The organism is Hydrogeniiclostridium mannosilyticum (genome assembly GCF_003268275.1).
GTDB lineage: Bacteria > Bacillota > Clostridia > Oscillospirales > Acutalibacteraceae > Hydrogeniiclostridium > Hydrogeniiclostridium mannosilyticum.
Genome location: NZ_QLYR01000003.1, coordinates 29,923 through 56,914 on the forward strand (window position 1 = coordinate 29,923; position 26,992 = coordinate 56,914).

The following is a 26,992-nucleotide window of genomic DNA, read 5'->3' on the forward strand; positions in this document are numbered from 1 at the left end:
CTCCTCACACCATAAATTCCAAGCCTGTCAAGAACCCTTCTACAACCAATGAATCGGCCGTCATACATTTTATAATTAGCCCCCGGCCTGAAAAGCGAATAATCAAACGCCCTGCTTTTACCCGCACCACATCCGAATCATATTCTAAAATTCCCTGGCAGCCTTCTACAATGGCTTTTCGGTTCCCAAAAAATTCTAAATGCGCATTTCCAATTGCATTTTGTAACAGGGAAAGGCTGCCCAATTTTTCTTTTCTGTTTTTTTCGCCCAAAAAGAACCACTCCCTTCCCGCTCTCTTCTCCTTCTAAGATTATGCCTTCAAATTTGCATGTATGCGGGTCTTCGCTAATATCTATGAAGAAGAAGGAGTGGTACAAATGAACGTCGATATTCAAAAAAGGACATCGCCCAAAATTTCACGAACATCGGTTTTTCTTGTTATTCTTGGTTCCGTTTTTTTTGGCGTGCTGCTCTGTATCTACCCATTAGAAGCGGCAAACGGTGCTGCAAACGGTTTGGGCTGCTGCTTAAATATTTTAATTCCCTCTCTGTTTCCCTTTATGGTTCTCAGTGTGTTTGTCATCCAATCCGGCGCCGCCAATTACTTAGACCGCCCGCTGGGCCCTTTTTGCCGCCTGATTTTCCGTCTGCCCGGCAGCTCGGCTGCCGCTATTTTTATGAGTATGATTGGCGGCTACCCCGTCGGCGCCAGATGCGTTTCCGCCCTGCTGGACCAAGGGGAGATCTCGCTTCAGCAAGCGCGCCGTATGCTCTGTTTCTGCATCAACGCCGGACCGGCCTTCGTCATTACTGCCGTCGGTGCCGGTTATCTGCATAGCATACAATCCGGCGTTATCCTACTAATCTCTCAATTAGCGGCCTGCCTATTGCTCGGATTGTTCTGCCGCGGGCGAAAAAAAGAGTCCATTCAACCGCGCAGTACCTCCCGTAAGCCCGTTGCCGCACCCGGCCAAGCGCTTATCCATTCCACTGCCGATGCCGCGCGTTCCATGTGCTCTATGTGCTGCTTCGTTATCCTATTTGCCGTCCTGATCTCCTTTCTGGAAATTTTTATTCAGAACCCCGCAATATCGGCCTGGGCCGCTGCATTCCTGGAAGTAACAAACGGCTGTGCAAAACTCTCCCAAATTGGGATACCTCTGTGGATTTTCGCCTTTTTTATTGGATGGGGCGGTCTTTGCGTCCATTTTCAAATCCTGTCCTTGCTACGGAATCTGCCAATGCCTCTTGGTAAATTCTTTCTATTTCGCTTTCTTCACGGAGTTCTTTGTGCCGCCATCGCTTTCTTTCTCTGTAAAATTTGGCCTGTTTCCAGCGAAACCTTCTCCAACGTATCCACAACGCCTATGATCCATGTTCCAGATTCACCGGCTGCCGCAGTTTGCTTAATTGTCCTTTGTATTATTTTTCTGGTCGGCTATTCCAAGCATAAGGCCTCGCTTAAATAAAAAAGCAGCGCATCCGGTCTGGATTTTATCCGCTGGCTATGTTATGCTTACAATAAGAATTATTAAGTAAACGGAAGGTCTTAATTATGAAGAAAAAAAGCTATTTTAACGAGCATATAGATGTTTCCTGCGGTTACTGCAAACACGGCTCTGAGTTTGACGGCGCCGTGGTTTGCAAGCTTGGCCGTTTTCTCTCCGCAGACTGTACCTGTAAATATTTTGACTACGACCCGCTCAAACGCCAACCGGCAGCAATGCCTCCCTTAAAAAGCTTTGATCCGAACGACTTCAAATTATAAGAATGAGATAGTGACAAATAAGCCACCCGGGGTTAAGGCCCCGGGTGGCTTATTATATTTGAAAACCACCTGCGGCGGCCTGATTACAAGGTGTTCCCGGAAACCGGCTTTATCCTCTTGCCCTGCGCCTGGATGGTCCCCAAACTTGTCTGCGCAGTCCCCTTAAACAGATCGTTTTCTACCGTAGCGCGCACACGAATGAACATGACCCCCAGCAGCGTCTGTACATTGCTTTCAAAACCGCAGCTGCTTCCCTGAACCCAACCGCCGCTGAACGGGTAGCTTCCTTTTCCTGCAGAGATTTTTCCGCTGAGCTCGCCCCCATTACTTTTTAACGTCAGCCTGGCCTGTATGGGGCCGGCTGGTGTTTGTAAAGTCAAGAGATAGGCGCCATCCACCATCTTATATCACCTCATGATCATTGTATGCCTGATTGGTGAAAAGCGTTCCTTAAAAAATTCACCTTCAAAAGGCCATGGAAGCCCTATAGCCATCTATGAAAATCCATCCTAAACAGCTTTTATCGCAATATGTCCTCCAGACATAGGAGGATATCCTCAAGCATTGGCTGCAAGTTCATACCCCTTACAGCCAGAAAAGCGTGCCGAACCTCTGCGGTGGAGAGAAGTCCCCAATTGGCTTCGTCCAACAGATGGAGACACATGGAAATAATTGAAACAGCCAGCCCGTCCCGGTCCAGTTTGTGCAGCTGCTCCCGATAAAGCGTGCGGTCAATAGACCCGCGCCTTTTGCAGCAGGCTCTCCACAGCTGCTCGTCAGATATTTCAAACTGCTCCAGTCGCTGCATTACGCTGTGCTGGTATGCGCTGCACATGCCTGTTTGATGAAAAAGCGCCTCTTTTACTGCTTTTTTCACGCTCTGGGCAATTAGCTCCCCAAGTTTTGCATGGGTTCCTGCATCGGTCAGTTCGATATTGGCGGATAAATCCGCGGACAAAATAACGCCGTCTGTACCCGACCCCGTGGCAATGCCATGGGAGTACCTGCTGGGCACCATCAATTCCCCTACCGCGGCTGCCTTCGCCTCGGTAGCAGTTACCAACGCACGCGTTAAAATGCCGGGTGACAACTTACAGCTAAATAACAGAATCATGTTGATTGTACCAGGCTGAAAAACAATAAATTCCCCGTTCCTCTCGCAATAGGAAGCCGGATCACCCGCCCGGACAGCATTAACGTTGATTCCTCCTGTCGCAATGGTCGTGACGCTCACATTCTCAAAGCACGCTGTTGCCATTGCGGCGTTGTGCATCTGGGCAGCCGTCGAAAGGCCGGTGGTAGATTCGGGGTCCAGCCCCAAGTCGCAGGCCGTCAGCCGCAGCTCGCCTTCATAGGTATCCGTCCGTAAATCCGAATAACCTGTCTCCTCATCCTTACAATCAAAATTGTAAACCGCTGTAATATCTTCCCGGCAGCCGCCGTTATAAGGGGAAGTACTCAGCACCCGCCTGGGGCCGCAAAACTCGATGACTATACTTTTTTTCTTCTGAATCAGCGCATCTCCTGTAGGTGGCTGCTGCAACACATTGATTCCTCCCAGCTGAATACACAAATTTTACGCTGCCCGAAAACGAGGCCGCCAATAATGTTCTTTAGTTATAGCATCCAATTGCCAAAAAGTAAATACGCCCCTAATACTTCCTCTTCACTTAGCCGTATCCGTCGCTTATTTTTCCGCAACACGCCTTTTTTCCGCTCCATTAGGCCGGGGAAATACCGGCGGTCAATCAGGCGCATGCTTCTTACTTGAAATTCTTCTGCCCTGAAAGGGGGGCAAAAATTTTTTTGTTAAATAGTATGATAGAAAAGATTATTTCATTAGGAGACTTTCTTATGAGAAATATAATGCCTTTAGCATATCTACAAGAAGGGCAGCATGGCCGCGTCGGCTTTCTGACCGCCTCCGGCGCCATGAGACGCAGGCTTCAGGATATTGGACTCATTGAGGGCACCCGTGTCGAATGCCTGCAAAAAAGCCCGTCCGGCGACCCGGTCGCCTATCAGGTTCGCGGCGCCGTCATTGCGCTGCGGCATGACGACGCAAAAAACATATGGCTAAAAGAGGTGAATTGAGATGGGGTTAACGGCTCAATCCACCGGATTAAATTCAATGGACACTGGTATAACAATCGCAAAAAACAACCCGGATGAACGGATCATTGCCATCGGCGGAAATCCCAACGTAGGTAAAAGCACCGTTTTTAATGCTTTAACAAATTTGAATCAGCATACAGGAAATTGGCCGGGAAAAACGGTAACAAGCGCTACCGGCTGCTGCAGCTTTAATGGGCGCAATTACTGGATGGTCGACATCCCGGGCACGTACTCCCTGTTTGCACACTCCGCAGAAGAAGAGGTTGCCCGGGATTTTCTCTGTTTTGGCGGGGCTGATGCCGCCGTCGTGGTTTGCGATGCCACTTGTTTGGAACGAAACCTGAATCTGGTCTTGCAGACAATCGAGATTCTTCCGCGCACAGTGGTTTGTATCAACCTGATGGACGAAGCTGAAAAAAAGAAAATCCGCATCGATCTGGACAAACTGGAAAACCTGCTCGGCGTCCCCGTTGTCGCTGCAAGCGCCCGCGAGGGCAAAGGGATGGACGCACTGATGGAGGCCCTGGAAAGCCTTCTATGTGTAACCAGCCTACAGCCGGTCCAGTTAAAATACCCGCAGCCTGTAGAGCAGGCGGTTTCCCATATTCTCCCTGAAACCGCCGCGTTTTTAGCCCGGAGCCATCGTTCACTGCCGCCCCGCTGGGCCGCCCTGCAGCTGCTCCAGGATTCCCTTTCCCTCAACACCGCCCTGTTGGGGCGCCTAGGCGAGCTTCCTCCCGCGTTGAACAGAAAAATCGCTGAGGCCCAGAGCCAGTTGGCAGAAGCCTCTGTTACGCCTGAAGCGCTTCAGGATAAAGTCATCTCCAGCATATTTTCCACGGCAGAGCAGATCTGTAAAGAGGCCGTCCATTACGAAAATCCGGCCTGCAACGCGCGCGACCGTAAAATCGACCGGCTTTTGACCAGCCGCAAAACCGGCTTGCCCGCCATGCTGCTTTTGCTGGCATTCATCTTCTGGCTGACGATTTCCGGCGCAAACTACCCCTCGCAGCTGCTTTCAGATTTCCTTTTTGCCGCAGGCGACCATATCTATGATTTTCTGCTATGGGCTCATACGCCTATTTGGCTGTGCGAGCTGCTGATTATGGGCGTATACCGGGTGCTCGCCTGGGTGGTCGCCGTCATGCTTCCGCCAATGGCTATTTTCTTCCCGTTGTTTACGATTCTGGAGGATCTGGGATACCTGCCCCGTATTGCCTTCAACCTGGATAAATGCTTTCAGAAGGCCCGGGCCTGTGGAAAGCAGGCGCTTACCATGTGTATGGGCTTTGGCTGCAACGCCGCCGGTGTGGTCGGCTGCCGCATTATTGACTCACCCCGGGAGCGGCTCATCGCTATTCTTACTAATAATTTTGTCCCATGCAATGGGCGCCTGCCAACCCTTATTGCCATCATTAGCATGTTTTTCGTCAGCGGGCTCGCCGGGCCGGGCCAATCCGTCCTATCCGCCCTAATGCTGACAGCCGTCATTTTATTGGGTGTACTCATGACGCTCGCCTGCTCCAGGCTGCTCTCCGCCACACTCCTCAAGGGTGTCCCCTCCTCATTTACCTTGGAGCTCCCGCCCTACCGGAGGCCGCAAATTGGAAAGGTTATTGTCCGTTCCATCTTAGACCGTACGCTCTTTGTCCTCGGGCGGGCCGCCGCGGTTGCCGCGCCGGCGGGCCTGCTGCTCTGGCTGCTGGCCAACCTTAAGGCCGGGAACCTCAGCCTGCTGCAGCACTGCGCCAACTTTTTAGACCCGTTTGCCCATTTGCTGGGGCTGGACGGCGTTATTTTACTGGCCTTCATCCTCGGTTTTCCGGCCAATGAAATTGTGGTGCCCATTATCATCATGGCCTACATGGCAACAGGCAACATCATGGAGCTCGACACCGCTTCTCTTCACACACTTTTAGTTAATAATGGGTGGACGTGGCTTACAGCGCTGTGTACCATGCTGTTTTCACTCTTTCATTGGCCCTGCTCCACCACCTGCCTCACCATTAAAAAGGAAACTCAAAGCTTTAAATGGACGCTAGCGGCTGTTTTTCTGCCCACCGCATGTGGCATGCTTCTGTGCTTTTTGACTGCCTCCGCCGCCAGGATTTTCGGCCTGGCCTAGCCGCGTTGTTTTGGTTGTAACTTTATACAATCCATGTTAAAATATAAATATACCACAGGTTGTACCAATAAAATCTCCCCTGAATCTGCAATGTGGACGGTAAGGGAATAATGAAGTAGGATGTGGCCATATGATTCGTCTTTTCCGCAAAAGCAAAATACTTTTTGTCGTTCTTTTCTTCGCCGTTCTTCTTCTTTTAAGCTCATTATTTATTTGCTACCCTGTATATCAAAACGGCAGCTTTACAGGTTACCGGCCTTTACTTCCGTTTGGTTTTGTCATTCGCGACCCTTCTGCTATTGACCTGCTGATTCCACTTCTTCTCATCCTCAGCTTTTGTGCTGCCTATCTGGCGGCCAAAAGGGCCGCCAAGCAGGAGTATCAGCGTGTTATGAACCTTCTGCTGAAGGACTGCGACCCGGATGCCTTTATCCGCGAATTTTCTCCGGTTCTGAATCTCTGCGCGAATCGTCCCACGGCGCCCGGCATGCAGCTTACGCTGTTAAATGCCTACATTGCCCGCGGAGATTTCTCTTTGGCTGCGGAAAAGCTGGCCTCCATGTTAATTGACGAACGCAATGCGAGCTCCCTTTACTATAACGCGGTTATTTATAACGACCTGAGTATTTGCTTTTTGCATCTGAATAACCTGCCCGGCGCTAAGCTCTATTTACAAAAGGTACGGGAGCAGTTGAACAAAACCAGCGAGTACCCGGAAATGAACCAGAACATTCGGGTGCTCTACCGCAATCTGGAGCATCGCGTTTCTCCTGAGCATTACAGCCCGGAGCAAAACATTGAACACTTTTACCACCTGGCCCATACATCTCCGGAGCGCTACAGCCGCGTTACGGCCTTTTATTACCTGGCTGTTTTGTATGCTAAGCAGGGAGATGACGAAAAAGCTTCTGAGGCTTGCGCCTATATCATCGCTCACGCTCCGCGCGCGGCAGTCTCTGCCGATGCCAGGGCCTTACTGCAAACGCTTCAACGAAAATAACATCCTTCTTCCTAAAAATTTATTGGAACTGGGCTTCATAAAAAATCTCTCTTACCCCATACTAAAGAGAAAAGGAAAGGAATGGTCAAATGATCGATTTTCAAAAATGCGCGATTATCGGCTGCGGCTTCGTTGGTTCTGCGACTGCCTTCAGTCTGGTTGAAAGCGGACTTTTCTCCGAAATGGTGCTGCTGGACGCTAACCCTGATAAAGCGGAAGGCGAGGCTATGGACCTCAGCCACGGTTTACCCTTTGCACAGCCAATGCGCATATATGCCGGCACCTATGACGACATTGCGGACTGCGGCCTGGTTGTCATTACAGCAGGAGCCAACCAAAAGCCGGGCGAAACCCGCCTGCAGCTTGTTAAAAAAAATGTCTCCATTCTAAAAAGCATTATTCCGCAAATTAAGCAGCGCGGTTATGAAGGTATTCTGCTGGTGGTGAGCAACCCGGTGGACATTCTCACCTATGCCGCTTGGAAGCTTTCCGGTTTTCCGGCCAAGCGCGTAATCGGATCCGGCACGGTGCTGGACACTGCCCGCCTGAAGTACCTTTTAGGCGAGCATCTCGGAGTGGACAGCCGCAGCGTTCACGCCTTCATCATTGGCGAACACGGCGACAGCGAGCTGGCTGTCTGGAGCAGCGCGAACATCTCCGGTGTAGACCTGGCTGATTTTTGTGAGTTAAAGGGTGAAAGCAGTTACAGGGAAGACCTGCATTCTCTCTATGAAAATGTCCGCGACAGCGCTTACCAGATCATTGAGAAAAAGGGCGCCACTTACTATGGCATTGCCATGGCTGTCCGGCGGATTGCCGAATGCATCGTCCGTGACGAGCACGGAGTACTTCCCATCTCTTCCTTTATTAACGGACACTATGGACTGAATGACATCTGCATGAGCATCCCCGCTATCTTGGACCGCGATGGTGTGGAACAGGTTCTGGATATTCCCCTGAACGCCGAGGAGCTGAAAAACCTGACGGCCTCTGCGGCAGCTTTACAAAAAGTACTGGATGATATCGCGCCGGACCTGGAGGTCTGCTGAAGCCGGCGGAGCTCCCCTGAGAAAAGCATGCGCTTTCCAGGCCTTACTCGTGTTTTTATATTGACAAACCCCGGGCCACAGCTTACAATGATAGCAAAGATAGCTTATGCTAACTTTGCTATCATTTTTTACCCACATTCAAAAAAGGATGCCTATCACAGTGTTAAGAACGCATCTGAAAGAAGGAAGAAACCGATGACATTGGACCAGCTTCCCATTGGTAAGCAAGCGAAAATTTTAGCTGTAAACGGGCAGGGGGCCCTGAGAAGGCATCTGCTTGACATGGGCCTGACCCCTAAAATAACCGTGATGGTCCGTAAGGTTGCCCCGATGGGCGACCCTATGGAGCTCCATTTGCGGGGCTATGAACTGACAATCCGTAAGGAAGATGCAAGAAATATTGTAATAGAGGAGGTTTGAGCCCATGATTTTTGCATTGGCCGGCAACCAGAATTGTGGAAAAACCACTCTATTCAATCAATTGACCGGCTCTAACCAGCATGTAGGCAATTTCCCCGGCGTTACCGTCGAGCGAAAGGAAGGCGTTATCCGTGGGCGCCGGGAGGCCACTGTGGTCGATCTGCCCGGTATCTATTCCATCTCCCCCTATTCCAATGAGGAAATCGTCACCCGGGACTTTCTGATTAAGGGCCACCCGGATGGCATCATCAACATCGTTGACGCAACCAACATTGAACGGAACCTCTACCTAAGCATGCAGCTGATTGAGCTCAACATTCCCATGGTTATCGCTCTGAACATGATGGACGAGGTACGGGCTAACGGTGGTACCATTAAAATTTCGGAGTTGCAAGAGGAGCTTGGCGTCCCCGTTGTTCCCATCTCAGCAAGCAAAAACGAAGGAATTGACGAGTTGGTGGACGTTGCTGTCGAGACAGCTGCCAACCGCCATATACCTAAGCGCCTTGACTTCTGCACAGGCGCCGTCCACCGTGCAATTCATTCCGTTGCCCACCTCATCGAGGACCACGCAGAGCGAATCGGTGTTCCCATGCGTTTCGCGGCAACCAAGCTCATCGAAGGGGACAAGCCCATGATGGACGCGCTGAAATTGTCTGATAACGAAAAAGATATGATCCAGCACAGTGTCACCGAGATGGAAACCGAGCTCGGCATGGACCGCGAGGCTGCACTGGCGGATATGCGTTATAATTTCATCGAGCAGCTATGTGCCGGCACCGTCGTTAAGTGCGGGGAAAGCAAGGAGCACCGGCGGTCCGTAAAAATTGACAACCTATTAACCCATAAATACCTTGCAATCCCGATTTTCTTATTGATTATGCTGCTGGTTTTCTGGCTGACCTTCGGCGTTATCGGGGCCGCGCTCAGCGACCTGCTTTCGCTGGGGATTGACTCGCTGACCTCTCTGGTGGATAGAGGCCTTACCGGTTACGGCATCAATCCCGTTGTCCATTCTCTAGTGATCGACGGTATTTTCGCCGGGGTCGGCAGCGTGCTTTCCTTCCTGCCTACTATCGTCGTCCTGTTTTTCTTTCTTTCTCTGCTCGAAGACAGTGGGTACATGGCACGTGTGGCCTTTGTCATGGATAAGCTTCTGCGCAAAATCGGCCTTTCAGGCCGCAGTTTCGTCCCTATGCTGGTCGGCTTTGGCTGCAGCGTTCCAGCCATAATGGCTACCCGCACCCTCTCCAGTGAGCGCGACCGGCGGATGACCATGCTGCTCACCCCCTTTATGAGCTGTAGCGCCAAGCTGCCGATTTACGCTGTTTTCAGCATGGCATTTTTCCCCGGCTACAGCGCGCTGGTCATGATTTGTCTCTATGTTTTCGGGATGCTTACCGGCATTGTCAGCGGCCTGTTCATGAAAAAGACCATCTTTCACGGAAACCCTGTGCCGTTTGTCATGGAGCTGCCGAACTACCGTCTTCCCAGCCCCAAGAGTGTGGCCCTACTTATGTGGGACAAGGCCAGGGACTTTCTGACCCGTGCCTTTACCATCATCTTCCTGGCAACCATTGTTATCTGGTTCCTACAGACCTTTGACATCCGCTTCAATGTGGTTGCCGACAGCGCCGACAGTATGCTTGCAGGAATCGGCCGCTTCATTTCCCCCATTTTCGCACCGCTTGGTTTTAACGATTGGCGAGCCTCCACCGCGTTGATTACCGGCTTCAGCGCAAAGGAGGCTGTGGTCAGTACCCTCGCCGTCTTATGCGGCACCTCTTCCGCAGCCCTTCCCGCCGCGTTAGCCAGCTTGTTTACCCCGCTTTCCGCCTGCTCCTTCCTGGTCTTCACCCTGCTTTACACGCCCTGTGTTGCCGCAATTACAACGGTATATCGTGAAATGAACAGCATAAGATATGCTATAGGCGTTGTACTTTTTCAAACCGGCCTTGCCTGGGTGGTTTCTTTTCTGGTTTATCAGGCTGCAACGCTGATTTTTCACTGATGGAGGGCTTCTCTTGGGCATAATCGATTATATCCTGCTTATCTGCGTCGCCGTTCTCGTCTTCTTCGCCATTCGTTTTTGGTTCCGCCACCGTGGCGGCTGCAACGGCTGCTGCGGCAGCTGTTCCTCCTGCCATGGACATTGCAGTAAGCCTGAGGAGGCTTGCCGGTTGGAAGAAACAAATGATCCCGATTAACCCCTGATTAATCTAAACGGCTTTAAACGCAGCACTGGCAAACAATTTGCCGGTGCTGCGTTTAGCTATTGCGTTGTTTTAGCCGATAATCCCAATACTCGGATATAAAATTTCCTAAAGCGAATTATTTCGTCATCGTTCTATTGTATAATACTAAAATAAATAATCAAAAGGTTTGACTTTTTTGGAGGTTTAACAATATGAAAAAAATATGGGCGTTTATTCTGGCAGTTTGTGTTTGTGCCGGTATGACAGCCTGCTCCAGCGGCGAATCAGCCTCCTCTTCCCAAGCCATAGCATCCGCCAGCTCTGCCGAATCCCCCAAAACGGAACCTGCCCCGGCTTCAGCGGAACCGGACTCCCCCGCCAGCTCCACCACACCCGAGGTAAGCATCGACGGCCTACGGCTGGAGTTACCTGAGTTTGGCTTGGCCCTTACTTTCCCCGAGGGCTGGACGCTCGCCAAGGAAACAGAGGACGGTGTGTCGCCTGCTAAACAGAGCGCTGTCAATGAAGATAAAAGCCAGCAGGTCTTCATCCAGGAACTGCCCCGAAACGGCATAGACTCCATGGACTCGTTTATTGACGCTTACAGCAAAGAGGTCCAAAATGAAAGCCGGATCAGTAATTTTACCGACAAAGGGCCGGAAATCCTCGCTGAAAAAGAATTCCGACGCCTTGAGCTTCAATCTCAAATCAATGATAACACCTTATACCAGGTCACATATTTCTATATGAATGAAACGACAATTTTGCAGGTTGTCGAAACCGCACAAAAACCCGAGGATCTTGAAACCATCAAACAGGTTTTATCTGCTGCTCAATAATATTCACCCTCAAAAAGCCTTGGCACGTAAAACTGCCAGGGCTTTTTTGACAAATATAAACAAAATGCTGAGAAATATTATTTTTTTCGATGTCGTTCCTTGATATTCTGATAAATATTAATATAATTGAAATTAAAGAAGCGTTAAAAATACGATTGATCTCTCATTTTTAAGGAGGGCACTCTGGTTATGATGCACTATATCTATTGCAAAACACCGGTTGGTTATGTGACAATATTCGACAACAGGATGGCCATCACAGCAATTTCCTTTGGCAGGCAGACGCCGCAAAAAGGCATCTATAAGGAAACCAGCCTCTCAAACGCCGCCCAAAAGGAACTTCATGAATATTTTGAACGAAAACGTAAAATATTTACATTACCGTTAGAGCCATCCGGAACGGTCTTTCAACAAAAAGTATGGGCCGTACTACAGGATATTCCCTGGGGACAAACCCGAAGCTATAAACAGGTTGCCCAAGCAGCCGGAAACCCCCGCGCCTGCCGGGCCGTGGGAATGGCAAGCCACCATAATCCCATCGCCATTATGATTCCCTGCCACCGGGTCATCGGCGCATCTGGTTCTCTGGTCGGGTTCGGCGGCGGGCTGGAAATTAAAAAAATATTATTGGAATTGGAACAGGACTGACAAGGAGGTTCTTAATATGCTTCACATTGGATGCCACCTCTCTTTTGCAAAAGGTTTTGTCCATATGGGCCGGGAGGCCCTGAAAATAAATGCCGACACCTTCCAGTTTTTCACCCGGAATCCACGCGGCGGCGGGGTCCGTAAAATGGATGTTGCGGACGTTACCGCTTTGCGGGAGCTTTTGGCACAGCACGGCTTTGCCAAAATTGTTGCGCATGCCCCGTACACCCTGAATAACTGCGCCGCAAAGCCGGAAATTCGAGCGTTTGCACGCCAAGCCATGGCAGACGACCTGGCACGCCTGGAATATTTACCGGGAAATTATTATAACTTTCACCCCGGCAGCCACGTCGGCCAGGGTATAGATGAGGGCATCCGGCTGATTGCCGACGCACTGAACGCCGTCCTCACGCCTGAGCAGCAGACTACGGTTTTACTCGAAACCATGGCCGGTAAAGGCAGCGAGGTCGGCAGCCGCTTTGAGGAACTGCGCGCTATTTTGGATCGCGTAGCATTGCGTGAAAAAATGGGGGTTTGCCTGGATGTCTGCCATGTCAACGATGCCGGCTATGACATTGCAGGGAACTTAGAGGGCGTGTTGCGGGAATTTGACCGCATCATCGGCCTGGATCAGCTGCGTGCTATTCATCTGAACGACAGTAAGAATCCGCCCGGCAGCCATAAGGACCGCCACGCCACCATTGGCAACGGCACCATTGGCTTGGAGGCCACCAAAGCCATCATCATGCATCCGCTGCTTCACCGGCTGCCTTTTGTGCTGGAGACTCCAAACGACCTAGACGGCTATGCCGCAGAGATCCATCTGCTGCGTGAAATCGACGCGCAAATGGAAAAGGAGGAGGAAGCATGATTCTCAGTGCCAGCAGGCGAACCGATATTCCCGCCCTGTATGCCGACTGGTTTTGCAACCGGCTGCACGCGGGCTATGTCTATGTGCGTAATCCACATGCGCCTCATCAGATCAGTCACATTGACCTCTCCCCTGATACGGTAGATATGATTGTTTTCTGGACCAAAAATGCGCTTCTAATGGAGGACCCTTTGGAGGAAATTACCCGCCTGGGCTACCTCTTTTATTTCCAGTACACCATTACTCCCTACGGCAGCGATATTGAGCCCGGCCTCCCCAGCAAGCAGTCGATTATCAGCAATTTTATTCGCCTGAGCAGCCTGTACGGCAAGGAACGCATGGTTTGGCGTTATGACCCCATTCTGGTCAACCGTAAATACTCTATGGCGTTTCACAAGGAGGCTTTTGCTAACATGTGTGCGCTGCTGGCCCCTTGGGCCTGCCGATGCGTCTTTAGCTTTATAGACCCCTACCCCAAGGCTATGCGCCGCAGCGGCGGGCAAATAGACCGCCTCGTCTCACCGCAGGAAATGCAGCTGATAGCCGCCGAATTCTCTCACATTGCCGCCACACATCGCCTGCCGTTGATGTCCTGCTGCGAAGCGGTGGATTTATCCCCGTACGGCATCACACATTCCGCCTGTATTGACGGCAGCCTTATTGAAAAGCTACTGGGCTGCCCCTTACAAGTAAAGAGCGACCCAAACCAACGAGCCGGCTGCGGCTGTGTGCAAAGTATTGACATTGGGGCCTACGATACCTGTACGCATAACTGCCTATACTGCTATGCTACCCACTCGCCGAAAACGCTCGTACATAACCTTTACCTGCACGACGGCGCCTCTCCGCTGCTGGTTGGTTTTCCTACGCCAAAGGATAAAATTATCAAGCGTGTGACAAAATCATTGAAGAACAGTCAGCTTTCATTTGATTTTCTACCATAAATCAACGTTTAGGGTTTTATCGATTATTTACTATCAAATAGCACATTTATTTATCGCTTATTTTGTACAATAAGACGATATTTAATTTTTTCTTAATTTTTTTGGAAAAATTTTCCGAGAAGTGTAACATTTTCAATGTGTAAAACACTTCTATTATGTAGAGGGATAAAGAAAGGGGGTGAAAAAATGACGGTGGAGGAGAAAATTCTGAAAAAGGAATTGAAAAAAGTTAGAAAAGAGCTTAAACTAGTAACCGAAGAACTTCGCAGCATGAATGTGACACTTCAAAGCGTCGTCTGCAATCAAAATTACCTATATTTCAAACTGGATCCGGAGGGGAAAAATATTGAGCGCATGCTTTAACCATGACTGCCATATCCCTTTTCTGCGCAGAAAGCGTTCCCTTATGCACTTCTCTATTATCTGTCACTACAAAACAGAGAGAGGAGTGAATAAGCTTGCCACGCATTAGTTTAGCAGTTGCAGAAAAACTTCACAAGGTTTACGGCGAGTTTTCACACCTCATGTATAGTGAGGCCTTCGGCATTTTAAGCAATCGCGATGATGCTGAAGATTCTGTGCAGGAAGCCTGTATGAACATTATGCGGTCGCCTCAAACGCTGATGCGCATTGAGGACGCCGAAACACTGCAGCCTTATTTAAGAATCGTAGCCAGAAACGCAGCAAAGCAGGTCTGGGTTAAGCGCAGGTACCATTTTCGTGAAATATCACTTGAAAGCAACTTGGACTGGATTGACAACATACCGGACACCGATTGTCTGCCAATAGACAAGGCTTGCGAAAAGGTGGATGCCGAGGCCTTTGCCAGCAGACTGCCTACCAGATACCGCGACCTTCTGGTGCTTCGCTATTACTACGAAGCCAAAACGCGTGAGATTGCTATTATTCTTGGCATGTCGGAATCCAACGTTCGCACACGGCTTTCCCGTGCCCAGCAATATGTGAAGGCACATCGAAATGAGATTTGGAAGGAGGAAAAATGAACAGGTTTGAAAAAAAGGATCTGGATGCGGTTGCGTACCGGCTTGTGCAAGCAATGAACAAAGAAACTCCCTCTATGCCAGCCGACCCCTACGACCCAGCATCAAGCAAAACCAAATTGTGGCTCGACGAACTGGTGGAAACTACCAAAAAACGCCATAAACGTGTTATGCGTGCGCTGCGCACCGGCGCTGTTGTGTCATGTTCGATCTTTCTTTTCATAACTTCCACTTTTACAGTCGATGCTGCACGTAAAGAAATGTACTACTTCTTTGACAAGGCTTTTGCTCCTACTCAGCAAGCTGAGCAACCTTGGAATGACTCCATTAATCCTCTGTTATTAGAAAAATGTAATAATGTCTATCTTCCTACCTGGATGCCCGAGGGCTACATAGCTGATTCCTGTGAAAAAGTTGGCAATATATTTAGCATTGACTTTATTGCCTCAAATGGACGACAAATTGAATTTAGACAGGCCGATGCTCTCGACGTGAGTTATGCTGACGCCGAGATGGAAAACATGAAAATCCTCCATATCGGCAAACAAACACTTTATTATGGGGAAAAAAACTTGGAAGATTATCGTTTTGCTTCCTTAATGTGGCAGAATGAGGGTAAGCAATATTGCTTTTATTCTTACGCTCCCACTTACGCTGAGCTTGTCAAGGAATCTGAGCTTGTTAAGATTTTCGAAACCTTCAGTACAAAAAGTAGCTGTTTATCCTTGCGCTATTTGCAACTATATCTTTTTAAGAAAGGACATCTGCATTCACTATGAAGAACTCTCTGAAAAAACTCACTGCCCTTATGCTTTCTGCTGTGCTTCTTGCATCGGTGACCATTGTCTCCGCTGCGGAGCCCGCACAGGCACCGCAACATCCGCTCGTCCAAAACAGCTTGCTGGAAGCTGACGGTTCGGTCGATCTCAATGCTGATGAAATCCAGCCAAGATTTGCTATTTTCTCCCATGTTACCGTCGGTATTACTCCAACCAATCGGGTCATCCGCTACCAAGCAGGTGTCGAGTGTTTACCTTTTACCAGTAATTGTGGTATTACTGGTTCGCTCCAACGATGGAACGGCTCTTCCTGGGTTGAATTCCGTTCGTGGGAGGTTTCGAGGAATTCGGCCATTGCCGCTCTTGACAAATATGTCAGCGTACCGGCAGGAGATTACTGTGGCGTTGCCTATTTCTCGGCAACTTTTGGTGACCAAACTGAATACACTCAGCTGGCCACCGCTAAAAAGACTGTCAGCTAATTTTTCCAGGATCTGTTGTGGCCGGGCTGCCACTTGAGAAGCCAGCCACACACCCGTCTAATTTCATGCGCTTCTCCTGAACTCCTCTGCGCATGAATTTATTTTGATTATTCCTTTGACCCACGGGGGTACGGGTCTTTTGTTTAGGTACCCTCTACATATTGTTGGGAAGTCATGCTTGTCCCGGTCTCAGCCCCTCCCGGCTGTACATTCCTTCTGGCCGCGGCAACCGCGGGCTTCCCACCTCCCTCGGGCGCCACCGTTCGGCTTAAGCGGTGGCGCCCATCTTTTTACCTACTGCTGAACGGCCCTGCCCCGTCAAATATTTTTGGCTATTTCTGGGCAGGTCCAACACCTTGTCCCAACCGAAGGACAACAAAGGGCTGCCGGATAGATTTATCCGGCAGCCCTTTGCTCACTTATTTAATTACTTCCTTCCCGGAAATCATCTGCTAAAAAGGCCTGTTTTAGGGCTCTCTGGCACATACAATCTCCTTAATCTGCAGGATTCGCATGCCGTCCTCCAGGCTCTCATCGTCTAAAATCATTTTGATCTCCATCAATGCCTGGTCTATGCGATTTTCCATATAACCGTTCGCTGTTTTTCTTTCTAAATACTGGGTTAAAATCTCTTTATACAGCTCCATAAATCTCTCCCCTTTACGTTTATGTAACGTATTTTAGCGCAATATATATGCTAAAGTCAAGTAAAATACAAGATATAAACGCGGGGATGTCCATGAAAAAGATACTTTTCGAAAATAATAAAAACGTAATTTCAACCTGTTTGAAAATTAACCGTATCAAAAACCATCTGTCTCAAAGTCAGCTCGCAGCAAAAATGCAAATGCTCGGCATTAATTTAGACCAACAGATGATTAGCAAAATTGAGAACAACACCCGAATGGTTACCGACTATGAACTGGCCTGCTTCAGCATGGCGCTCGATGTCAGTGTTGGGGACCTACTTGAAAACTTTTACCAGCAATATAGACGGTAACGATATTTTTACTATACCCCAAATAAAACAAATTTTTTGAGCCGCCTGGAACCCCAGGTCTTATTTTTTGTAAATAGCATTATGAATGTAAAGAAGCAAGGGGCTTCTTATTTTTTTGAAAAAACCGTTGGATTTTGTGAATATTATTAATAATAATTTAAAACCGTATAGGCAGTGGATTTTACTTAAAACCACACCCTATACGGTTTTTTATTTTTCTTCTAATCTTCAAGCCAAGAAAGCGCTATACTTCCCGCACCTAGATTTATGCCCAGAACCAGGCCAATTTTACATATTTTAGCCGAAGCTACAAAAACTTTATACAACCTTTTTTCCCGCCATACAGGCTGTTTACAGGCTATCCAGGTGTGAATAACAAATCGCCGGGTGTTGGCAGGGATATTTTTTATCAGGGCATACAGCCTCGCCTGAAGTCCGCGGACGAGTTCCAGGTTTAATGCGATCATTCGCCATACACTCCCAGCTTGCGAAAACGCTGGTAACGCCGTTCGCAACGCTGCCCGGCCTCCAGGCGTCCTAGCCGTTCAAACGCTTGAATTAATTGATCTTTCAGCGGTCCAAACAGATCTGCGCCCTCTGTCTCAGGAATGACTCGTTCCACAACGCCTAAGCGCAGCAGATCCTCCGAGGTCATTTTTAAGCAGGCGCAAGCCTCTTTCACCTTACTAGGGTCCTTCCACAGGATGCTGGCACAGCCCTCCGGACTGATGACGGAATAAACAGCGTTTTCCAGCATCCAAACCTGATCCGCTACCGCCAGGGCAAGGGCGCCGCCGCTGCCGCCTTCGCCGATAAACAAAGATATAACCGGTATGCGCAGGGCCATCATTTCCATCAAATTTTCCGCAATCGCCTGGCCCTGCCCACGCTCCTCCGCACCTGTGCCGCAGAACGCGCCGGAAGTATCGACAATACAGAGGACGGGGCGCCCGAATTTTTCCGCCTGCTTCATCAGGCGCAGCGCTTTACGGTAGCCTTCGGGATGCGGTGAGCCGAAATTTCGGGTCATACGGCCGTGGATATCCACACCGCGTTCCTGTGCCACAACGGTCACCGGCCTGCCGCCAAGCCGTCCGATCCCCGCGATGATGGCGGCGTCATCGCCAAAGCGCCGGTCGCCATGGAGTTCGATAAAATCCGTCAGCAGCTTGTTTATAAAGGCCGACGCCGTAGGGCGCCCGCTTTTCCGGGCGAGCTGAACTCTTTTATAAGGCTCCACCGTCGTTCACCTCCCCGCAATGAAGCTGTAATAGCTGAACCAATATCTTTCTGATTTCTCTTCGCGGAACCACCGCATCCAAAAAACCTTTTTCAAGCAAAAATTCCGCTCGCTGAAAGCCTTTGGGCAGTTTCTGCCGGATAGTCTGCTCAATTACCCGCGGTCCGGCAAAAGCAACCAGCGTTCCTGGTTCGGCCAGCAAAATATCTCCTTCCATCGCAAAACTGGCTGTCACGCCGCCCGTTGTCGGGTTTGTCAGTACGGTTATATACAACAGCCCCGCATCGCTGTGACGCTTGACGGCCCCACTGGTCTTCGCCATCTGCATTAAGGAGAGAATCCCCTCCTGCATCCGCGCGCCGCCGGAAACCGTAAAGCCGACTACCGGAAGCTTTTCTTGGACTGCCCTTTCAAAAAGTCGGGTGATCTTTTCTCCGACGACGGAGCCCATGCTCCCCATCATAAACCGGGAGTCCATCACAAACACGGCACAGTACACACCGCCTATCCGGGCTCGGCCCGTAACGACCCCCTCGTTTTCCCTGCTGGAGATTCGGCTGCTCTTCAATTTGACCTCATAGCCGGGAAAATTCAGCGGATCCTTACTGTACATCCCCTTATCCCATTCCTCGAAACTTTCCGGGTCACAGACAGCGCCAATACGCTGCCGGGCAGACATGGAAAAATGATGCCCGCAGGATGGGCAAAGCCAGTCATTATTTCTCAGTTCCGCAGAAAAGACCATCTGATTACAGCCCGGGCACTTCATACACAGGGCATCGGGCACATGGGGAGAAGGTCCGCCGGCGGCATACCCCTCCAGCTGGTTCCCGCTTTGCTTAAAGTTGAATCTCTTCAGCATAGCAACCCTCTTTTCTCCATAAAGCCCGTTGTATAGGTACCGTCCAGAAATTCAGGATCGGATAGGATTTCCATTTGTAATTCCGCCGTATGCGTCACGCCCTCAATCACTAGCTCACAGAGCGCCGCCCGCATTTTGCGGACCGCCTCCTCCCGGGTCTGTGCGCAAACGATCAATTTTCCCAGCAGAGAGTCATAATAAGGCGGCACAACATAGTCCGTGTAAAGCGCAGTGTCAAAGCGAACCCAAGGCCCGCCGGGAATATGTAACAGGCTGATTTTACCACAGCTTGGCAAAAAGTTGTTTGCGGGATCCTCTGCGTTAATTCTGCACTCTATCGCATGGCCCGACAGTGCGATCTCCTCCTGTGTGAAGCCCAGCGGCAACCCTGCCGCCACCCGAATCTGCCATTTGACCAAATCCAGTCCAGTGACCATTTCTGTGACAGGATGCTCAACCTGAAGCCTGGTGTTCATCTCCATAAAATAGAAATTCCGCTCGCTGTCCACCAAAAATTCAATGGTCCCCAGATTGCGGTACTGTACGGCGCCAGCGGCTGCGGCTGCCGCGCGCGCCATCTGCTCCCGCAGTTCCGGTGTCACAAAAGGAGACGGGCTTTCCTCCAGAAGCTTCTGGTTTTTCCGCTGCACAGAGCACTCCCGCTCCCCCAGGCACACCACATGGCCGAAATGATCACAGATGATCTGCATTTCGATATGTTTGACCTGCTTGAGGTATTTTTCCATGTAGCACGCACCGTCCCCAAAGGCAGCCTTCGCCTCCGCACAAGCGGCCTGAAAGGCTCCGGGCACATTCTCCAGGTGTTCGACCAAGCGGATTCCCCGCCCGCCGCCGCCCGCCCTCGCTTTAATCAGCAGCGGGAAACCAATTCTCTGCGCCTCACGGCAGGCGGTTTCCTCGTCCTGAACCAGCTCACAGCCGGGAACCACCGGTACCCCGGCCTCTCGCATTGTCCGCTTTGCCGTGTCCTTATCGCCTAATAATGAGATCAATTCCGGGGAGGGGCCGATAAAAACAATTCCGCACTCTCTGCAAAGCCGCGAAAAACGCGCGTTTTCACTGAGCAACCCATAGCCCGGGTGTATGGCCTGGGCGCCGGTCTGCACCGCCGCCGTCAAAATGGCCGCCATATTTAAATAACTGTCCTGTACTTTGGGCGGCCCAATACACACGCCCTCGTCCGCAAGGCTTACATACAAAGAGTCACGGTCCGCTTCGCTGAAAACAGCGACGGTCGCTATCCCCATCTCCTTACAGGCCCGGATGATCCGTACCGCGATTTCTCCACGGTTGGCAATCAATATCTTAGAAAACATTTTTGTACCCCCATCAATGCTTCTGACCGAAAAACCCGGTTATCCTGGGGATCACGGCTGCGCATCCATCAGAGTAAAACTCATTTCCGCACTGACGGCCACCTTGTCGTCCACGTTGGCTTTCCCCTGCACAAAGTAGAAATGATGGCGGCTTCCCACCAGCTTGCATTTAATTTCAAGACAGTCGCCCGGACGTACCGTGTGACGGAACTTGACCTTATCAAGCCCGGTAAAATACGGGGTCTTCCCCTTGACGGCATCTGCAAGCAATACGCAGCTGGCCTGGCCGATCATTTCACAAAGGACAATCCCGGGCACTACAGGATTTCCCGGGAAATGCCCCTGCAGAAACCATTCATCCCCCTTGACCGTATAATGTCCAATCGCCTCATCAGCCCCGATTATTTCGGCATCATCGACCAACAGCATCGGCTCCCGGTGCGGTAATATGTTTTTAAGCTCTTCACGATTCATAGCGACCCTCTATTCGTCAATATATTTTAAATAAACACTGGCCATATTCCGCCAGCTGCCCGTCTGTCACACAAATGTCAACGATTTTGCCGTCCTGCGGGGCTGTGTATTCGTTCATCAGTTTCATCGCCTCGAGAATACAGAGCACCTGCCCCTTTTTCACACGGTCGCCCACCTGTACAAAGGGCTTTTCCCCCGGCGTGGGAGACAAATAAACGGTTCCCACCATGGGGGACTTCAGCTCTGTCAGCTCGTTAAAATCTGCTACCGCGTCCCCGTCTATCGTTTCCGCTACCGGCACCGGCAAAGAGGCAGTCGCCGCCCCGGCTCCAGCCGGCCTCGTTTCACAGGGGACAACGGGCGTATTGGCAGGCTCACGGTTCAGCCGTAGCCGAAATTCGCCGTCCACGATTTCCAACGAGGACAACCGGCGCTCTTCCATCAGCTTTGCAAGCTCTTGAATCTCTTTTACATCCATTGTTCAATCCTCCATCCTGCGGAACACCAGGCAGGCATTATGGCCGCCAAATCCCAATGAGGTTGAGACCGCCGTATGAACATCCATTTTTCTGGCCTCGCCGGGTATATAATCCAGATCGCACTCGGGGTCCGGTTCCTGAAGCCCGACTGTCGGCGGAACGGTTCCATCCTTCAGTGCCAGGACACAGGCCACCGCTTCCACCGCGCCGGCCGCCCCAAGCATATGGCCTGTCATACTTTTTGTACTGCTGATAGCCACCTGGTAAGCTGCTTCTCCAAAGGCCTTTTTAAACGCCATGGTTTCGGTCTTATCATTAAGCGGCGTACTCGTTCCATGCGCATTTACATAGGTGTGTGCATCCGCATGAACGCCGGCCTCCTCCATGGCCTGAGTAATGGCGCGCGAGATCCCCTCGGCCTCCGGCTCCGGCATTGTCATATGATAGGCATCCGAAGTATTGCCATAGCCGCCGAGCTCCGCATAAATCTGCGCGCCGCGCCTTAAGGCATGCTCGTATTCCTCCAGCACCAGCACCGCTGCGCCCTCGCCCATGACAAAGCCGTTCCTTCGCCGGTCAAAGGGAATACATGCTGTTTTAGGATCTTCATTTGCCGTCAGCGCCATACAGCTGCTAAAGCCCGCAATTGTCAAGGGGCATACAGCGGCCTCCGTACCGCCCGCCAGGATCGCCTCCGCGTAACCGTGCGCAATGGCCCGGTACGCCTCACCGATGGAATGGCTGGAGGTTGCGCAGGCGGTGACAATCGGCAGTGTAGGCCCTTTAGCCCCAAAACGCATGGAAACCAGACCCGCAGCCATGTTGATGATCATCATCGGCACCATGAAGGGCGAGACCTTCTTGCCCTCCTCCTGCTTCAAATGATTCTCCAGCAGGGTGCTGATTCCGCCGATTCCACTGCCGATATAAACGCCGAACCGTGTAGGCTCCACCTGTCCCTTAATACCGCTGTCCGCCACTGCCTGCTCTGCTGCTGCAACGGCATACTGTGCAAATAAATCCGTATGGCGCAGCTCTTTTTTTTCAAAATACAGCGTCGGGTCAAATTTTTTAACCTGGGCCGCAATTTTGGCCTTCATTTCCGAGACGTCGAAGCTTGAAATAAGCTCTATACCGCAGATGCCCGATGTCAGGCCGCGCCAAAACTCCTCTACCGTATTGCCGACCGGCGTCACAGCGCCCAAACCGGTTACAACTACTCTTCGCATAAAATCTACCGCCTTTCTCTGAGCTGAAGATCAAATACACATGCCGCCGTCTACACGGATGACCTCTCCGGTGATGTATGCGGCGCCGGGGCCTGCCAAAAAGGCCGCCAGCTCGGCCACCTCCTCCGGCCTCCCCTCCCGTCTCATGGGAATAGCCGCCAGGATGCCGGCTTTGGCCTTTTCCGAAAGGGCTCCGGTCATATCCGTTGTAATACAGCCTGGGGCAATTGCGTTACAGGTAACCCCCCGGCCCGCAAGCTCTTTCGCGGTGCTTTTCGTCAGGCCGATTACGCCCGCCTTCGCAGCCGCGTAATTGGCCTGCCCCGCGTTGCCGGAGAGGCCTACCACCGAGGAGAGGTTGATAATCCGCCCGCTGCGCCTTCTCATAAAATGTGGATAAAACTGCTTGATCATATGGTATGCGCCCTTCAGATTGGTATTAAGCACCTGGTCAAAATCCTGCTCCTTCATGGACAGAATTAAACCGTCCCGCACAATACCCGCATTGTTCACTAAAATATCCACGCCACCGAAATCCGCCAGGATTTGCTTTGCCACTGCTTCTGTCTGTTCAAGGCAGGAAACATCACAGCAATAGCTTTGAACCCTTCTCCCCAACTGTTGGACCTCCGTCTCGACTATGGCGGCGGCTTCCCGGTTGGAAGCATAGACCAAGGCTATATCTGCGCCGTTTTCAGCCATTTTCAGGACAATCGCCCGTCCAATTCCACGTGAGCCGCCAGTGACGACAGCTACTTTATTTTTCAGCATCTATACCATGCTCCTTTCCCTGAGCTGTTCTAATACCGTCTGCACATCCGTTTCCGTCTCCACAGAAAAGGCCGGGACCCCTGGCAAAATCCGTTTTACAAGCCCTGACAATGTCTTTCCCGGGCCAATTTCAATAAAGAAATTAAAGCCGTCATCCGCCATATTCCGAATGGTTTTCTCCCAGCGAACCGGACTTTTCAGCTGGCAGCCAAGCAGCTCCTTCAGCGCTTGAAGCGCATAAGGCTTTGCAGTGCAGTTAGCATAAACGGGAATTTGCAGCGTGCTGAGCTCCTGCGGAGCTAATTCCTGTGCAAAAAAAGCGGAGGCCTCTGCCATTAACGGGGAATGGAACCCGCCGCCAACCGCCAGTCTTTTAGCGCGGCCGCCGGCCTCTGCAACCGCCCGGCAAAAGCCGTCCATTTCCTCTTCCTTTCCCGCCACGACCAGCTGTCCTTCACAATTGTAATTAACCGGGTAAACCTGCTGAAAGTGTTCGCAAAGCCTCTCAACCTGCTCATTTTTCAGCTTCAGAACAGCAACCATAGTGCCCGGATATTTTTTGGCTGCCACTTCCATGATCTCGCCGCGCCGGCAGACCAGGGAAAATCCCTGGTCTAGTGAAAAAGCGCCTGCAAAGGTTAAAGCCGCTACTTCTCCCAGTGAAAAGCCCGCCGTCCCCTGGGGGCTGACCCCTGCCTCACGCAGCGCTTGTGCGGCTGCCAGCTCCACCGCAAACATGCAGGGTTGGGTATTGGTTGTGTGCACCAGTTCCTCCTGGGTACCCTCAAAGCACTGTCTCCGCGTCCCCGGACGCTTTTCTTCCAATGCATCCAAGACAGCTCTTGCCGTCTTATTTTTTGTATAAAGATCTCGGCCCATTCCCGGATACTGCGCGCCCTGTCCAGCAAACAAAAACGCTATTTTATCCATTGGCTCGCTCCTTTTAGCAGCTCAGCCGCCAGCGCGTCCACCTCGTGAAGAATTTCCGCCGCAGACTGCTCCCGATTGACCAAACCTGCTATTTGTCCCGCCAAAAAGCTTCCGCGCTGCTCGTCCCCCTCTATGGCGGCCCGGCGCAGAGAGCCGACTCCCATTTCTTCCAGATTTTCGTCCGTGAAGCTGGAGTCATACTCCCTTTGATAATAATCACGGCTGAAACGGTTTTTCAGTGAACGGACAGGGTGGCCCAGACGCCTCCCTGTTACAATGGTATCAATATCCTTGGCCTTCAGGATTTTCTTTTTATAGTTTTCATGGACATTACATTCCTGTGCCACCAGGAAGCGCGTGCCCATCTGTACGCCAGAGGCCCCCAGCATCAGAGCGGCGGCCATCCCCCGGCCGTCACCAATTCCTCCCGCCGCAACAACCGGGAGCTGAACGGCGTCACAAACCTGAGGGATAAGGGCCATCGTTGTTGTTTCCCCCACATGGCCACCGCTTTCGCCGCCCTCTGCTATAATTGCGGTTGCTCCACTGCGCTCCATCATTCTGGCAAGCGCTACGCTGGCCACTACGGGAAGCACCTTGATCCCGGCAGCTCTCCATGCCTCCATATATTTACCGGGGCTGCCTGCCCCAGTAGTCACCACAGGTACCTGCTCCTCTACCACTACCCTGGCTACCTCTTCGGCAAAAGGGCTCATCAGCATGATATTAACGCCAAAGGGTTCCTTTGTCAGAGCCTTTGCCTTGCGAATCTGGTCCCTTAGCCAGTCCGCGTTGGCATTCATAGCCGAAATCAGGCCTAGCCCGCCGCCATTGCTGACCGCCGCCGCCAAATCAGCATCCGCAATCCAGGCCATCCCCCCCTGAATAATCGGGTAACGGATCCCTAACAACTCGCAAATCGGTGTATGCACCATCATCTCAACCTCCAACTTTTAAATCAACCAAAATCAGATTTTCCACTGCAAAACGGCAGTACCTGCCGTCATACCAGCGCCGAAAGCACTGAATACCAGAATGTCCCCCTTATGTAACCTGCCCTGATTCATAAACTCGTCCAGTACCAGGGGGATACTGACCGCGGAGATATTGCCGTTTTTTTGAATGTTGCACGCAAACTGCTCCATTGGCATGCGGAGCCTCTTCGCAGCTGCTTCAATGATGCGCAAATTGGCTTGGTGGGGAACAACAAAGCGGACCTCCTCCTTTGCGTATCCCGTTGCCTCCAAAGCGCTTGCCACACCTGAGCTCAGCGCATCGACCGCAAACCTGTACACCTCGCGTCCATCCATCTGTAAAACTGTCTGACGGTCTTTCTTCGCCGTATAGGGGCAGTTTCCATTCAGGAAAGGAAGATTCAACGCCAGGCTAGGGGCGGAACCGACCGCGAGGTATTTGAGCCCGTCCCCTTCTCCCAGTACCACCGCCGCCGCACCATCCCCGAAAAGTACGCTGGTAGAGCGATCGTTCCAATCCAAAATCCTGCTCAACCCATCAGCCGCTACAACCAACACTCTTTTCGCCCTTCCCCGGGCGAAAAGGCCGTCCGCTATATCGCAGGCATATACAAAGCCACTGCAAGCCGCATTCATATCCATGGCCGGGCATTTTGCTCCAAGCCCCTGCTGCACCATGCATGCCAGACTGGGGGTGATATAATCCCCTCCTAATGTCGGGCAGAGAATATAATCAAGCTCCTCCGCTGAGGTACCGCTGTTGCGCAGCGCCGCCTTGGCCGCAGCTATCGCCAGCCCGGCGACCTGTTCGTCCGTTATGATGTGGCGCTCTTCTATTCCCGTTCGCATACGGATCCATTCATCACTGGTGTCAAAAAGCTGTGTCAATTCATCATTCTTAACACAACGCGCGGGCAGACAGCTGCCCGTTCCTAAAAGGTCAAAACTCATGGATGCCCTTCTTTCTTTTTCAGGTTATCATCAAAAAAACGGCTCAGCTTCTCCATACCCTTCAGCATAGCCGACTTTTCCTCCTCCGTCAGCGATGCCGAAATAGAGCTGACCATTTTTTTGTGAAAATATCGATGGGCCAAATCCGCCTTTCGCCCCAGTTTGGTCAAATAAACGTAGACGACGCGCCCGTCGCTTTCCGCCTTTCTCTTTTCCACATAACCTTTTGCCGCCAGCTTGTTAACAGCCGCTGTTACCGACGGCAGACGAATGCCCATTCGGGAGGACAACTCACTGATAGAGCGTCCGCTCTCCTCATTTTTTCCGCCGTCGACAGCCTCCAGCAAATGGATTTCATTAATACTTAAATTCAGGTTTTTGGAGGAACGCAGCATCTGCTCCTCCATCAGCTCGACCGAGCGGTACACCCTTGTAAGTAAGTCATTGAGATGAAACTCAAATTGGTTCATCATCTGTCTGTAATCCTCTCAATTAATTAGTTAGTGAAA

At 51.2% G+C, this 26,992-nt stretch carries 34 protein-coding genes; 18 read left to right on the plus strand and 16 right to left on the minus strand.

Going from position 1 to position 26,992, the window contains the following annotated elements; translation table 11 throughout:
• Positions 1–4: 4 nt before the first annotated feature.
• Positions 5–271: a YabP/YqfC family sporulation protein gene (locus tag DPQ25_RS06610; protein ID WP_112332387.1), complete on the minus strand. Its 267-nt coding sequence runs from the start codon at positions 269–271 to the stop codon at positions 5–7.
• 106 nt (positions 272–377) lie between these two features.
• On the opposite strand from DPQ25_RS06610, the gene DPQ25_RS06615 reads away from it, so the two are divergent.
• Positions 378–1,469, plus strand: a complete 1,092-nt coding sequence (locus DPQ25_RS06615; RefSeq protein WP_112332388.1) for a sporulation protein — start codon at positions 378–380, stop codon at positions 1,467–1,469.
• An 86-nt stretch (positions 1,470–1,555) separates the two neighbouring features.
• Positions 1,556–1,768, plus strand: coding sequence for a hypothetical protein (locus DPQ25_RS06620; protein ID WP_112332389.1), 213 nt, complete (start codon positions 1,556–1,558; stop codon positions 1,766–1,768).
• 83 nt (positions 1,769–1,851) lie between these two features.
• Here the strand turns inward: DPQ25_RS06620 and DPQ25_RS06625 are convergent, their stop codons facing one another.
• Entirely contained in the window at positions 1,852–2,169 is a 318-nt protein-coding gene (locus tag DPQ25_RS06625) for a hypothetical protein (protein ID WP_112332390.1), read from the minus strand.
• Between the two features lie 119 nt (positions 2,170–2,288).
• A complete protein-coding gene (locus DPQ25_RS06630; RefSeq protein WP_177576902.1) occupies positions 2,289–3,314 on the minus strand; it encodes an adenosylcobinamide amidohydrolase in 1,026 nt (341 codons plus the stop codon).
• Between the two features lie 308 nt (positions 3,315–3,622).
• Between DPQ25_RS06630 and DPQ25_RS06635 the strand changes: the two genes are divergently transcribed.
• The 15 genes from DPQ25_RS06635 to DPQ25_RS06700 all read left to right on the plus strand — a co-directional run bounded on the left by DPQ25_RS06635 (position 3,623) and on the right by DPQ25_RS06700 (position 16,236).
• The gene (locus DPQ25_RS06635) at positions 3,623–3,862 is read left to right on the plus strand and encodes a FeoA family protein (RefSeq protein ID WP_112332392.1); all 240 of its coding nucleotides are present in this window, start codon (positions 3,623–3,625) and stop codon (positions 3,860–3,862) included.
• Position 3,863: 1 nt separating this feature from the next.
• The gene (gene feoB / locus DPQ25_RS06640) at positions 3,864–6,008 is read left to right on the plus strand and encodes a ferrous iron transport protein B (RefSeq protein ID WP_112332393.1); all 2,145 of its coding nucleotides are present in this window, start codon (positions 3,864–3,866) and stop codon (positions 6,006–6,008) included.
• A gap of 130 nt (positions 6,009–6,138) precedes the next feature.
• Positions 6,139–7,008 (plus strand): tetratricopeptide repeat protein, encoded by an 870-nt coding sequence (locus DPQ25_RS06645; protein WP_112332394.1) that lies wholly within the window; start codon positions 6,139–6,141, stop codon positions 7,006–7,008.
• An 89-nt stretch (positions 7,009–7,097) separates the two neighbouring features.
• The gene (locus DPQ25_RS06650) at positions 7,098–8,057 is read left to right on the plus strand and encodes an L-lactate dehydrogenase (RefSeq protein WP_112332395.1); all 960 of its coding nucleotides are present in this window, start codon (positions 7,098–7,100) and stop codon (positions 8,055–8,057) included.
• Between the two features lie 195 nt (positions 8,058–8,252).
• The gene (locus tag DPQ25_RS06655) at positions 8,253–8,477 is read left to right on the plus strand and encodes a FeoA family protein (RefSeq protein WP_112332396.1); all 225 of its coding nucleotides are present in this window, start codon (positions 8,253–8,255) and stop codon (positions 8,475–8,477) included.
• Between the two features lie 4 nt (positions 8,478–8,481).
• On the plus strand, positions 8,482–10,488 hold the full coding sequence (feoB, locus tag DPQ25_RS06660; RefSeq protein ID WP_112332397.1) for a ferrous iron transport protein B: 2,007 nt from the start codon (positions 8,482–8,484) through the stop codon (positions 10,486–10,488).
• A gap of 13 nt (positions 10,489–10,501) precedes the next feature.
• Positions 10,502–10,684 (plus strand): FeoB-associated Cys-rich membrane protein, encoded by a 183-nt coding sequence (locus tag DPQ25_RS06665; protein WP_112332398.1) that lies wholly within the window; start codon positions 10,502–10,504, stop codon positions 10,682–10,684.
• 200 nt (positions 10,685–10,884) lie between these two features.
• Positions 10,885–11,511 carry a hypothetical protein gene (locus DPQ25_RS06670; RefSeq protein ID WP_112332399.1) on the plus strand — a complete coding sequence of 209 codons (627 nt, stop codon included), beginning with the start codon at positions 10,885–10,887 and terminating at the stop codon, positions 11,509–11,511.
• Positions 11,512–11,703: 192 nt separating this feature from the next.
• A complete protein-coding gene (locus DPQ25_RS06675; RefSeq protein WP_112332566.1) occupies positions 11,704–12,159 on the plus strand; it encodes a methylated-DNA--[protein]-cysteine S-methyltransferase in 456 nt (151 codons plus the stop codon).
• Between the two features lie 16 nt (positions 12,160–12,175).
• Positions 12,176–13,030, plus strand: coding sequence for a deoxyribonuclease IV (locus DPQ25_RS06680; protein WP_112332400.1), 855 nt, complete (start codon positions 12,176–12,178; stop codon positions 13,028–13,030).
• A complete protein-coding gene (locus DPQ25_RS06685) occupies positions 13,027–13,974 on the plus strand; it encodes a DUF1848 domain-containing protein (RefSeq protein ID WP_112332401.1) in 948 nt (315 codons plus the stop codon). Before DPQ25_RS06680 ends, DPQ25_RS06685 begins: the two co-directional genes overlap by 4 nt.
• 186 nt (positions 13,975–14,160) lie before the next feature.
• Positions 14,161–14,337, plus strand: coding sequence for a hypothetical protein (locus DPQ25_RS14640; RefSeq protein ID WP_177576903.1), 177 nt, complete (start codon positions 14,161–14,163; stop codon positions 14,335–14,337).
• A gap of 95 nt (positions 14,338–14,432) precedes the next feature.
• Positions 14,433–14,978, plus strand: a complete 546-nt coding sequence (locus DPQ25_RS06690) for an RNA polymerase sigma factor (protein ID WP_112332402.1) — start codon at positions 14,433–14,435, stop codon at positions 14,976–14,978.
• Positions 14,975–15,754: a DUF4367 domain-containing protein gene (locus tag DPQ25_RS06695; protein ID WP_112332403.1), complete on the plus strand. Its 780-nt coding sequence runs from the start codon at positions 14,975–14,977 to the stop codon at positions 15,752–15,754. The genes DPQ25_RS06690 and DPQ25_RS06695 overlap by 4 nt, the downstream gene beginning before the upstream one ends.
• A complete protein-coding gene (locus DPQ25_RS06700; RefSeq protein ID WP_112332404.1) occupies positions 15,751–16,236 on the plus strand; it encodes a hypothetical protein in 486 nt (161 codons plus the stop codon). Before DPQ25_RS06695 ends, DPQ25_RS06700 begins: the two co-directional genes overlap by 4 nt.
• Before the next feature lie 467 nt (positions 16,237–16,703).
• Here DPQ25_RS06700 and DPQ25_RS06705 read toward each other — a convergent pair whose 3' ends face one another.
• The gene (locus DPQ25_RS06705) at positions 16,704–16,883 is read right to left on the minus strand and encodes a hypothetical protein (RefSeq protein ID WP_112332405.1); all 180 of its coding nucleotides are present in this window, start codon (positions 16,881–16,883) and stop codon (positions 16,704–16,706) included.
• A 92-nt stretch (positions 16,884–16,975) separates the two neighbouring features.
• On the opposite strand from DPQ25_RS06705, the gene DPQ25_RS15230 reads away from it, so the two are divergent.
• Positions 16,976–17,236, plus strand: a complete 261-nt coding sequence (locus DPQ25_RS15230) for a helix-turn-helix domain-containing protein (protein WP_112332406.1) — start codon at positions 16,976–16,978, stop codon at positions 17,234–17,236.
• A 221-nt stretch (positions 17,237–17,457) separates the two neighbouring features.
• Here the strand turns inward: DPQ25_RS15230 and DPQ25_RS06715 are convergent, their stop codons facing one another.
• Genes DPQ25_RS06715 through DPQ25_RS06770 form a run of 12 tightly spaced genes read right to left on the minus strand, consistent with a single transcriptional unit; the run spans position 17,458 to position 26,956 of the window.
• The gene (locus DPQ25_RS06715; protein WP_112332407.1) at positions 17,458–17,703 is read right to left on the minus strand and encodes a hypothetical protein; all 246 of its coding nucleotides are present in this window, start codon (positions 17,701–17,703) and stop codon (positions 17,458–17,460) included.
• Positions 17,700–18,476 carry an acetyl-CoA carboxylase carboxyltransferase subunit alpha gene (locus tag DPQ25_RS06720; protein WP_112332408.1) on the minus strand — a complete coding sequence of 259 codons (777 nt, stop codon included), beginning with the start codon at positions 18,474–18,476 and terminating at the stop codon, positions 17,700–17,702. The genes DPQ25_RS06715 and DPQ25_RS06720 overlap by 4 nt, the downstream gene beginning before the upstream one ends.
• The gene (accD, locus tag DPQ25_RS06725) at positions 18,463–19,338 is read right to left on the minus strand and encodes an acetyl-CoA carboxylase, carboxyltransferase subunit beta (protein WP_112332409.1); all 876 of its coding nucleotides are present in this window, start codon (positions 19,336–19,338) and stop codon (positions 18,463–18,465) included. Before accD ends, DPQ25_RS06720 begins: the two co-directional genes overlap by 14 nt.
• Complete coding sequence (gene accC / locus DPQ25_RS06730) at positions 19,332–20,675, minus strand: acetyl-CoA carboxylase biotin carboxylase subunit (protein WP_112332410.1); 1,344 nt, start codon at positions 20,673–20,675, stop codon at positions 19,332–19,334. The genes accD and accC overlap by 7 nt, the downstream gene beginning before the upstream one ends.
• A gap of 51 nt (positions 20,676–20,726) precedes the next feature.
• Positions 20,727–21,149: a 3-hydroxyacyl-ACP dehydratase FabZ gene (gene fabZ / locus DPQ25_RS06735; protein ID WP_112332411.1), complete on the minus strand. Its 423-nt coding sequence runs from the start codon at positions 21,147–21,149 to the stop codon at positions 20,727–20,729.
• Positions 21,150–21,165: 16 nt separating this feature from the next.
• The gene (gene accB, locus DPQ25_RS06740; RefSeq protein WP_112332412.1) at positions 21,166–21,627 is read right to left on the minus strand and encodes an acetyl-CoA carboxylase biotin carboxyl carrier protein; all 462 of its coding nucleotides are present in this window, start codon (positions 21,625–21,627) and stop codon (positions 21,166–21,168) included.
• 3 nt (positions 21,628–21,630) lie between these two features.
• Entirely contained in the window at positions 21,631–22,857 is a 1,227-nt protein-coding gene (gene fabF, locus DPQ25_RS06745) for a beta-ketoacyl-ACP synthase II (RefSeq protein WP_112332413.1), read from the minus strand.
• A gap of 30 nt (positions 22,858–22,887) precedes the next feature.
• Entirely contained in the window at positions 22,888–23,628 is a 741-nt protein-coding gene (gene fabG, locus DPQ25_RS06750; protein WP_112332414.1) for a 3-oxoacyl-[acyl-carrier-protein] reductase, read from the minus strand.
• A complete protein-coding gene (locus tag DPQ25_RS06755) occupies positions 23,629–24,558 on the minus strand; it encodes an ACP S-malonyltransferase (protein WP_112332415.1) in 930 nt (309 codons plus the stop codon).
• Entirely contained in the window at positions 24,546–25,493 is a 948-nt protein-coding gene (gene fabK, locus DPQ25_RS06760; protein WP_112332416.1) for an enoyl-[acyl-carrier-protein] reductase FabK, read from the minus strand. The genes DPQ25_RS06755 and fabK overlap by 13 nt, the downstream gene beginning before the upstream one ends.
• 33 nt (positions 25,494–25,526) lie before the next feature.
• Positions 25,527–26,483, minus strand: coding sequence for a beta-ketoacyl-ACP synthase III (locus tag DPQ25_RS06765; protein WP_112332417.1), 957 nt, complete (start codon positions 26,481–26,483; stop codon positions 25,527–25,529).
• Positions 26,480–26,956 carry a MarR family winged helix-turn-helix transcriptional regulator gene (locus DPQ25_RS06770; protein ID WP_112332418.1) on the minus strand — a complete coding sequence of 159 codons (477 nt, stop codon included), beginning with the start codon at positions 26,954–26,956 and terminating at the stop codon, positions 26,480–26,482. Before DPQ25_RS06770 ends, DPQ25_RS06765 begins: the two co-directional genes overlap by 4 nt.
• Between the last annotated feature and the right edge of the window lie 36 nt (positions 26,957–26,992).

Bases quoted from the DNA above. Each gene is read 5' to 3' on its own strand.
- DPQ25_RS06615 (WP_112332388.1), top strand. From the start codon at position 378: ATGAACGTCGATATTCAAAAAAGGACATCGCCCAAAATTTCACGAACA.
- DPQ25_RS06620 (WP_112332389.1), top strand. From the start codon at position 1,556: ATGAAGAAAAAAAGCTATTTTAACGAGCATATAGATGTTTCCTGCGGT.
- DPQ25_RS06625 (WP_112332390.1), bottom strand. From the start codon at position 2,169: ATGGTGGATGGCGCCTATCTCTTGACTTTACAAACACCAGCCGGCCCC.
- DPQ25_RS06635 (WP_112332392.1), top strand. From the start codon at position 3,623: ATGAGAAATATAATGCCTTTAGCATATCTACAAGAAGGGCAGCATGGC.
- feoB (WP_112332393.1), top strand. From the start codon at position 3,864: ATGGGGTTAACGGCTCAATCCACCGGATTAAATTCAATGGACACTGGT.
- DPQ25_RS06645 (WP_112332394.1), top strand. From the start codon at position 6,139: ATGATTCGTCTTTTCCGCAAAAGCAAAATACTTTTTGTCGTTCTTTTC.
- DPQ25_RS06650 (WP_112332395.1), top strand. From the start codon at position 7,098: ATGATCGATTTTCAAAAATGCGCGATTATCGGCTGCGGCTTCGTTGGT.
- DPQ25_RS06655 (WP_112332396.1), top strand. From the start codon at position 8,253: ATGACATTGGACCAGCTTCCCATTGGTAAGCAAGCGAAAATTTTAGCT.
- feoB (WP_112332397.1), top strand. From the start codon at position 8,482: ATGATTTTTGCATTGGCCGGCAACCAGAATTGTGGAAAAACCACTCTA.
- DPQ25_RS06670 (WP_112332399.1), top strand. From the start codon at position 10,885: ATGAAAAAAATATGGGCGTTTATTCTGGCAGTTTGTGTTTGTGCCGGT.
- DPQ25_RS06675 (WP_112332566.1), top strand. From the start codon at position 11,704: ATGCACTATATCTATTGCAAAACACCGGTTGGTTATGTGACAATATTC.
- DPQ25_RS06680 (WP_112332400.1), top strand. From the start codon at position 12,176: ATGCTTCACATTGGATGCCACCTCTCTTTTGCAAAAGGTTTTGTCCAT.
- DPQ25_RS06685 (WP_112332401.1), top strand. From the start codon at position 13,027: ATGATTCTCAGTGCCAGCAGGCGAACCGATATTCCCGCCCTGTATGCC.
- DPQ25_RS14640 (WP_177576903.1), top strand. From the start codon at position 14,161: ATGACGGTGGAGGAGAAAATTCTGAAAAAGGAATTGAAAAAAGTTAGA.
- DPQ25_RS06695 (WP_112332403.1), top strand. From the start codon at position 14,975: ATGAACAGGTTTGAAAAAAAGGATCTGGATGCGGTTGCGTACCGGCTT.
- DPQ25_RS06700 (WP_112332404.1), top strand. From the start codon at position 15,751: ATGAAGAACTCTCTGAAAAAACTCACTGCCCTTATGCTTTCTGCTGTG.
- DPQ25_RS06705 (WP_112332405.1), bottom strand. From the start codon at position 16,883: ATGGAGCTGTATAAAGAGATTTTAACCCAGTATTTAGAAAGAAAAACA.
- DPQ25_RS15230 (WP_112332406.1), top strand. From the start codon at position 16,976: ATGAAAAAGATACTTTTCGAAAATAATAAAAACGTAATTTCAACCTGT.
- DPQ25_RS06715 (WP_112332407.1), bottom strand. From the start codon at position 17,703: ATGATCGCATTAAACCTGGAACTCGTCCGCGGACTTCAGGCGAGGCTG.
- accD (WP_112332409.1), bottom strand. From the start codon at position 19,338: ATGCTGAAGAGATTCAACTTTAAGCAAAGCGGGAACCAGCTGGAGGGG.
- accC (WP_112332410.1), bottom strand. From the start codon at position 20,675: ATGTTTTCTAAGATATTGATTGCCAACCGTGGAGAAATCGCGGTACGG.
- fabZ (WP_112332411.1), bottom strand. From the start codon at position 21,149: ATGAATCGTGAAGAGCTTAAAAACATATTACCGCACCGGGAGCCGATG.
- accB (WP_112332412.1), bottom strand. From the start codon at position 21,627: ATGGATGTAAAAGAGATTCAAGAGCTTGCAAAGCTGATGGAAGAGCGC.
- fabF (WP_112332413.1), bottom strand. From the start codon at position 22,857: ATGCGAAGAGTAGTTGTAACCGGTTTGGGCGCTGTGACGCCGGTCGGC.
- fabG (WP_112332414.1), bottom strand. From the start codon at position 23,628: ATGCTGAAAAATAAAGTAGCTGTCGTCACTGGCGGCTCACGTGGAATT.
- DPQ25_RS06755 (WP_112332415.1), bottom strand. From the start codon at position 24,558: ATGGATAAAATAGCGTTTTTGTTTGCTGGACAGGGCGCGCAGTATCCG.
- fabK (WP_112332416.1), bottom strand. From the start codon at position 25,493: ATGGTGCATACACCGATTTGCGAGTTGTTAGGGATCCGTTACCCGATT.
- DPQ25_RS06765 (WP_112332417.1), bottom strand. From the start codon at position 26,483: ATGAGTTTTGACCTTTTAGGAACGGGCAGCTGTCTGCCCGCGCGTTGT.
- DPQ25_RS06770 (WP_112332418.1), bottom strand. From the start codon at position 26,956: ATGATGAACCAATTTGAGTTTCATCTCAATGACTTACTTACAAGGGTG.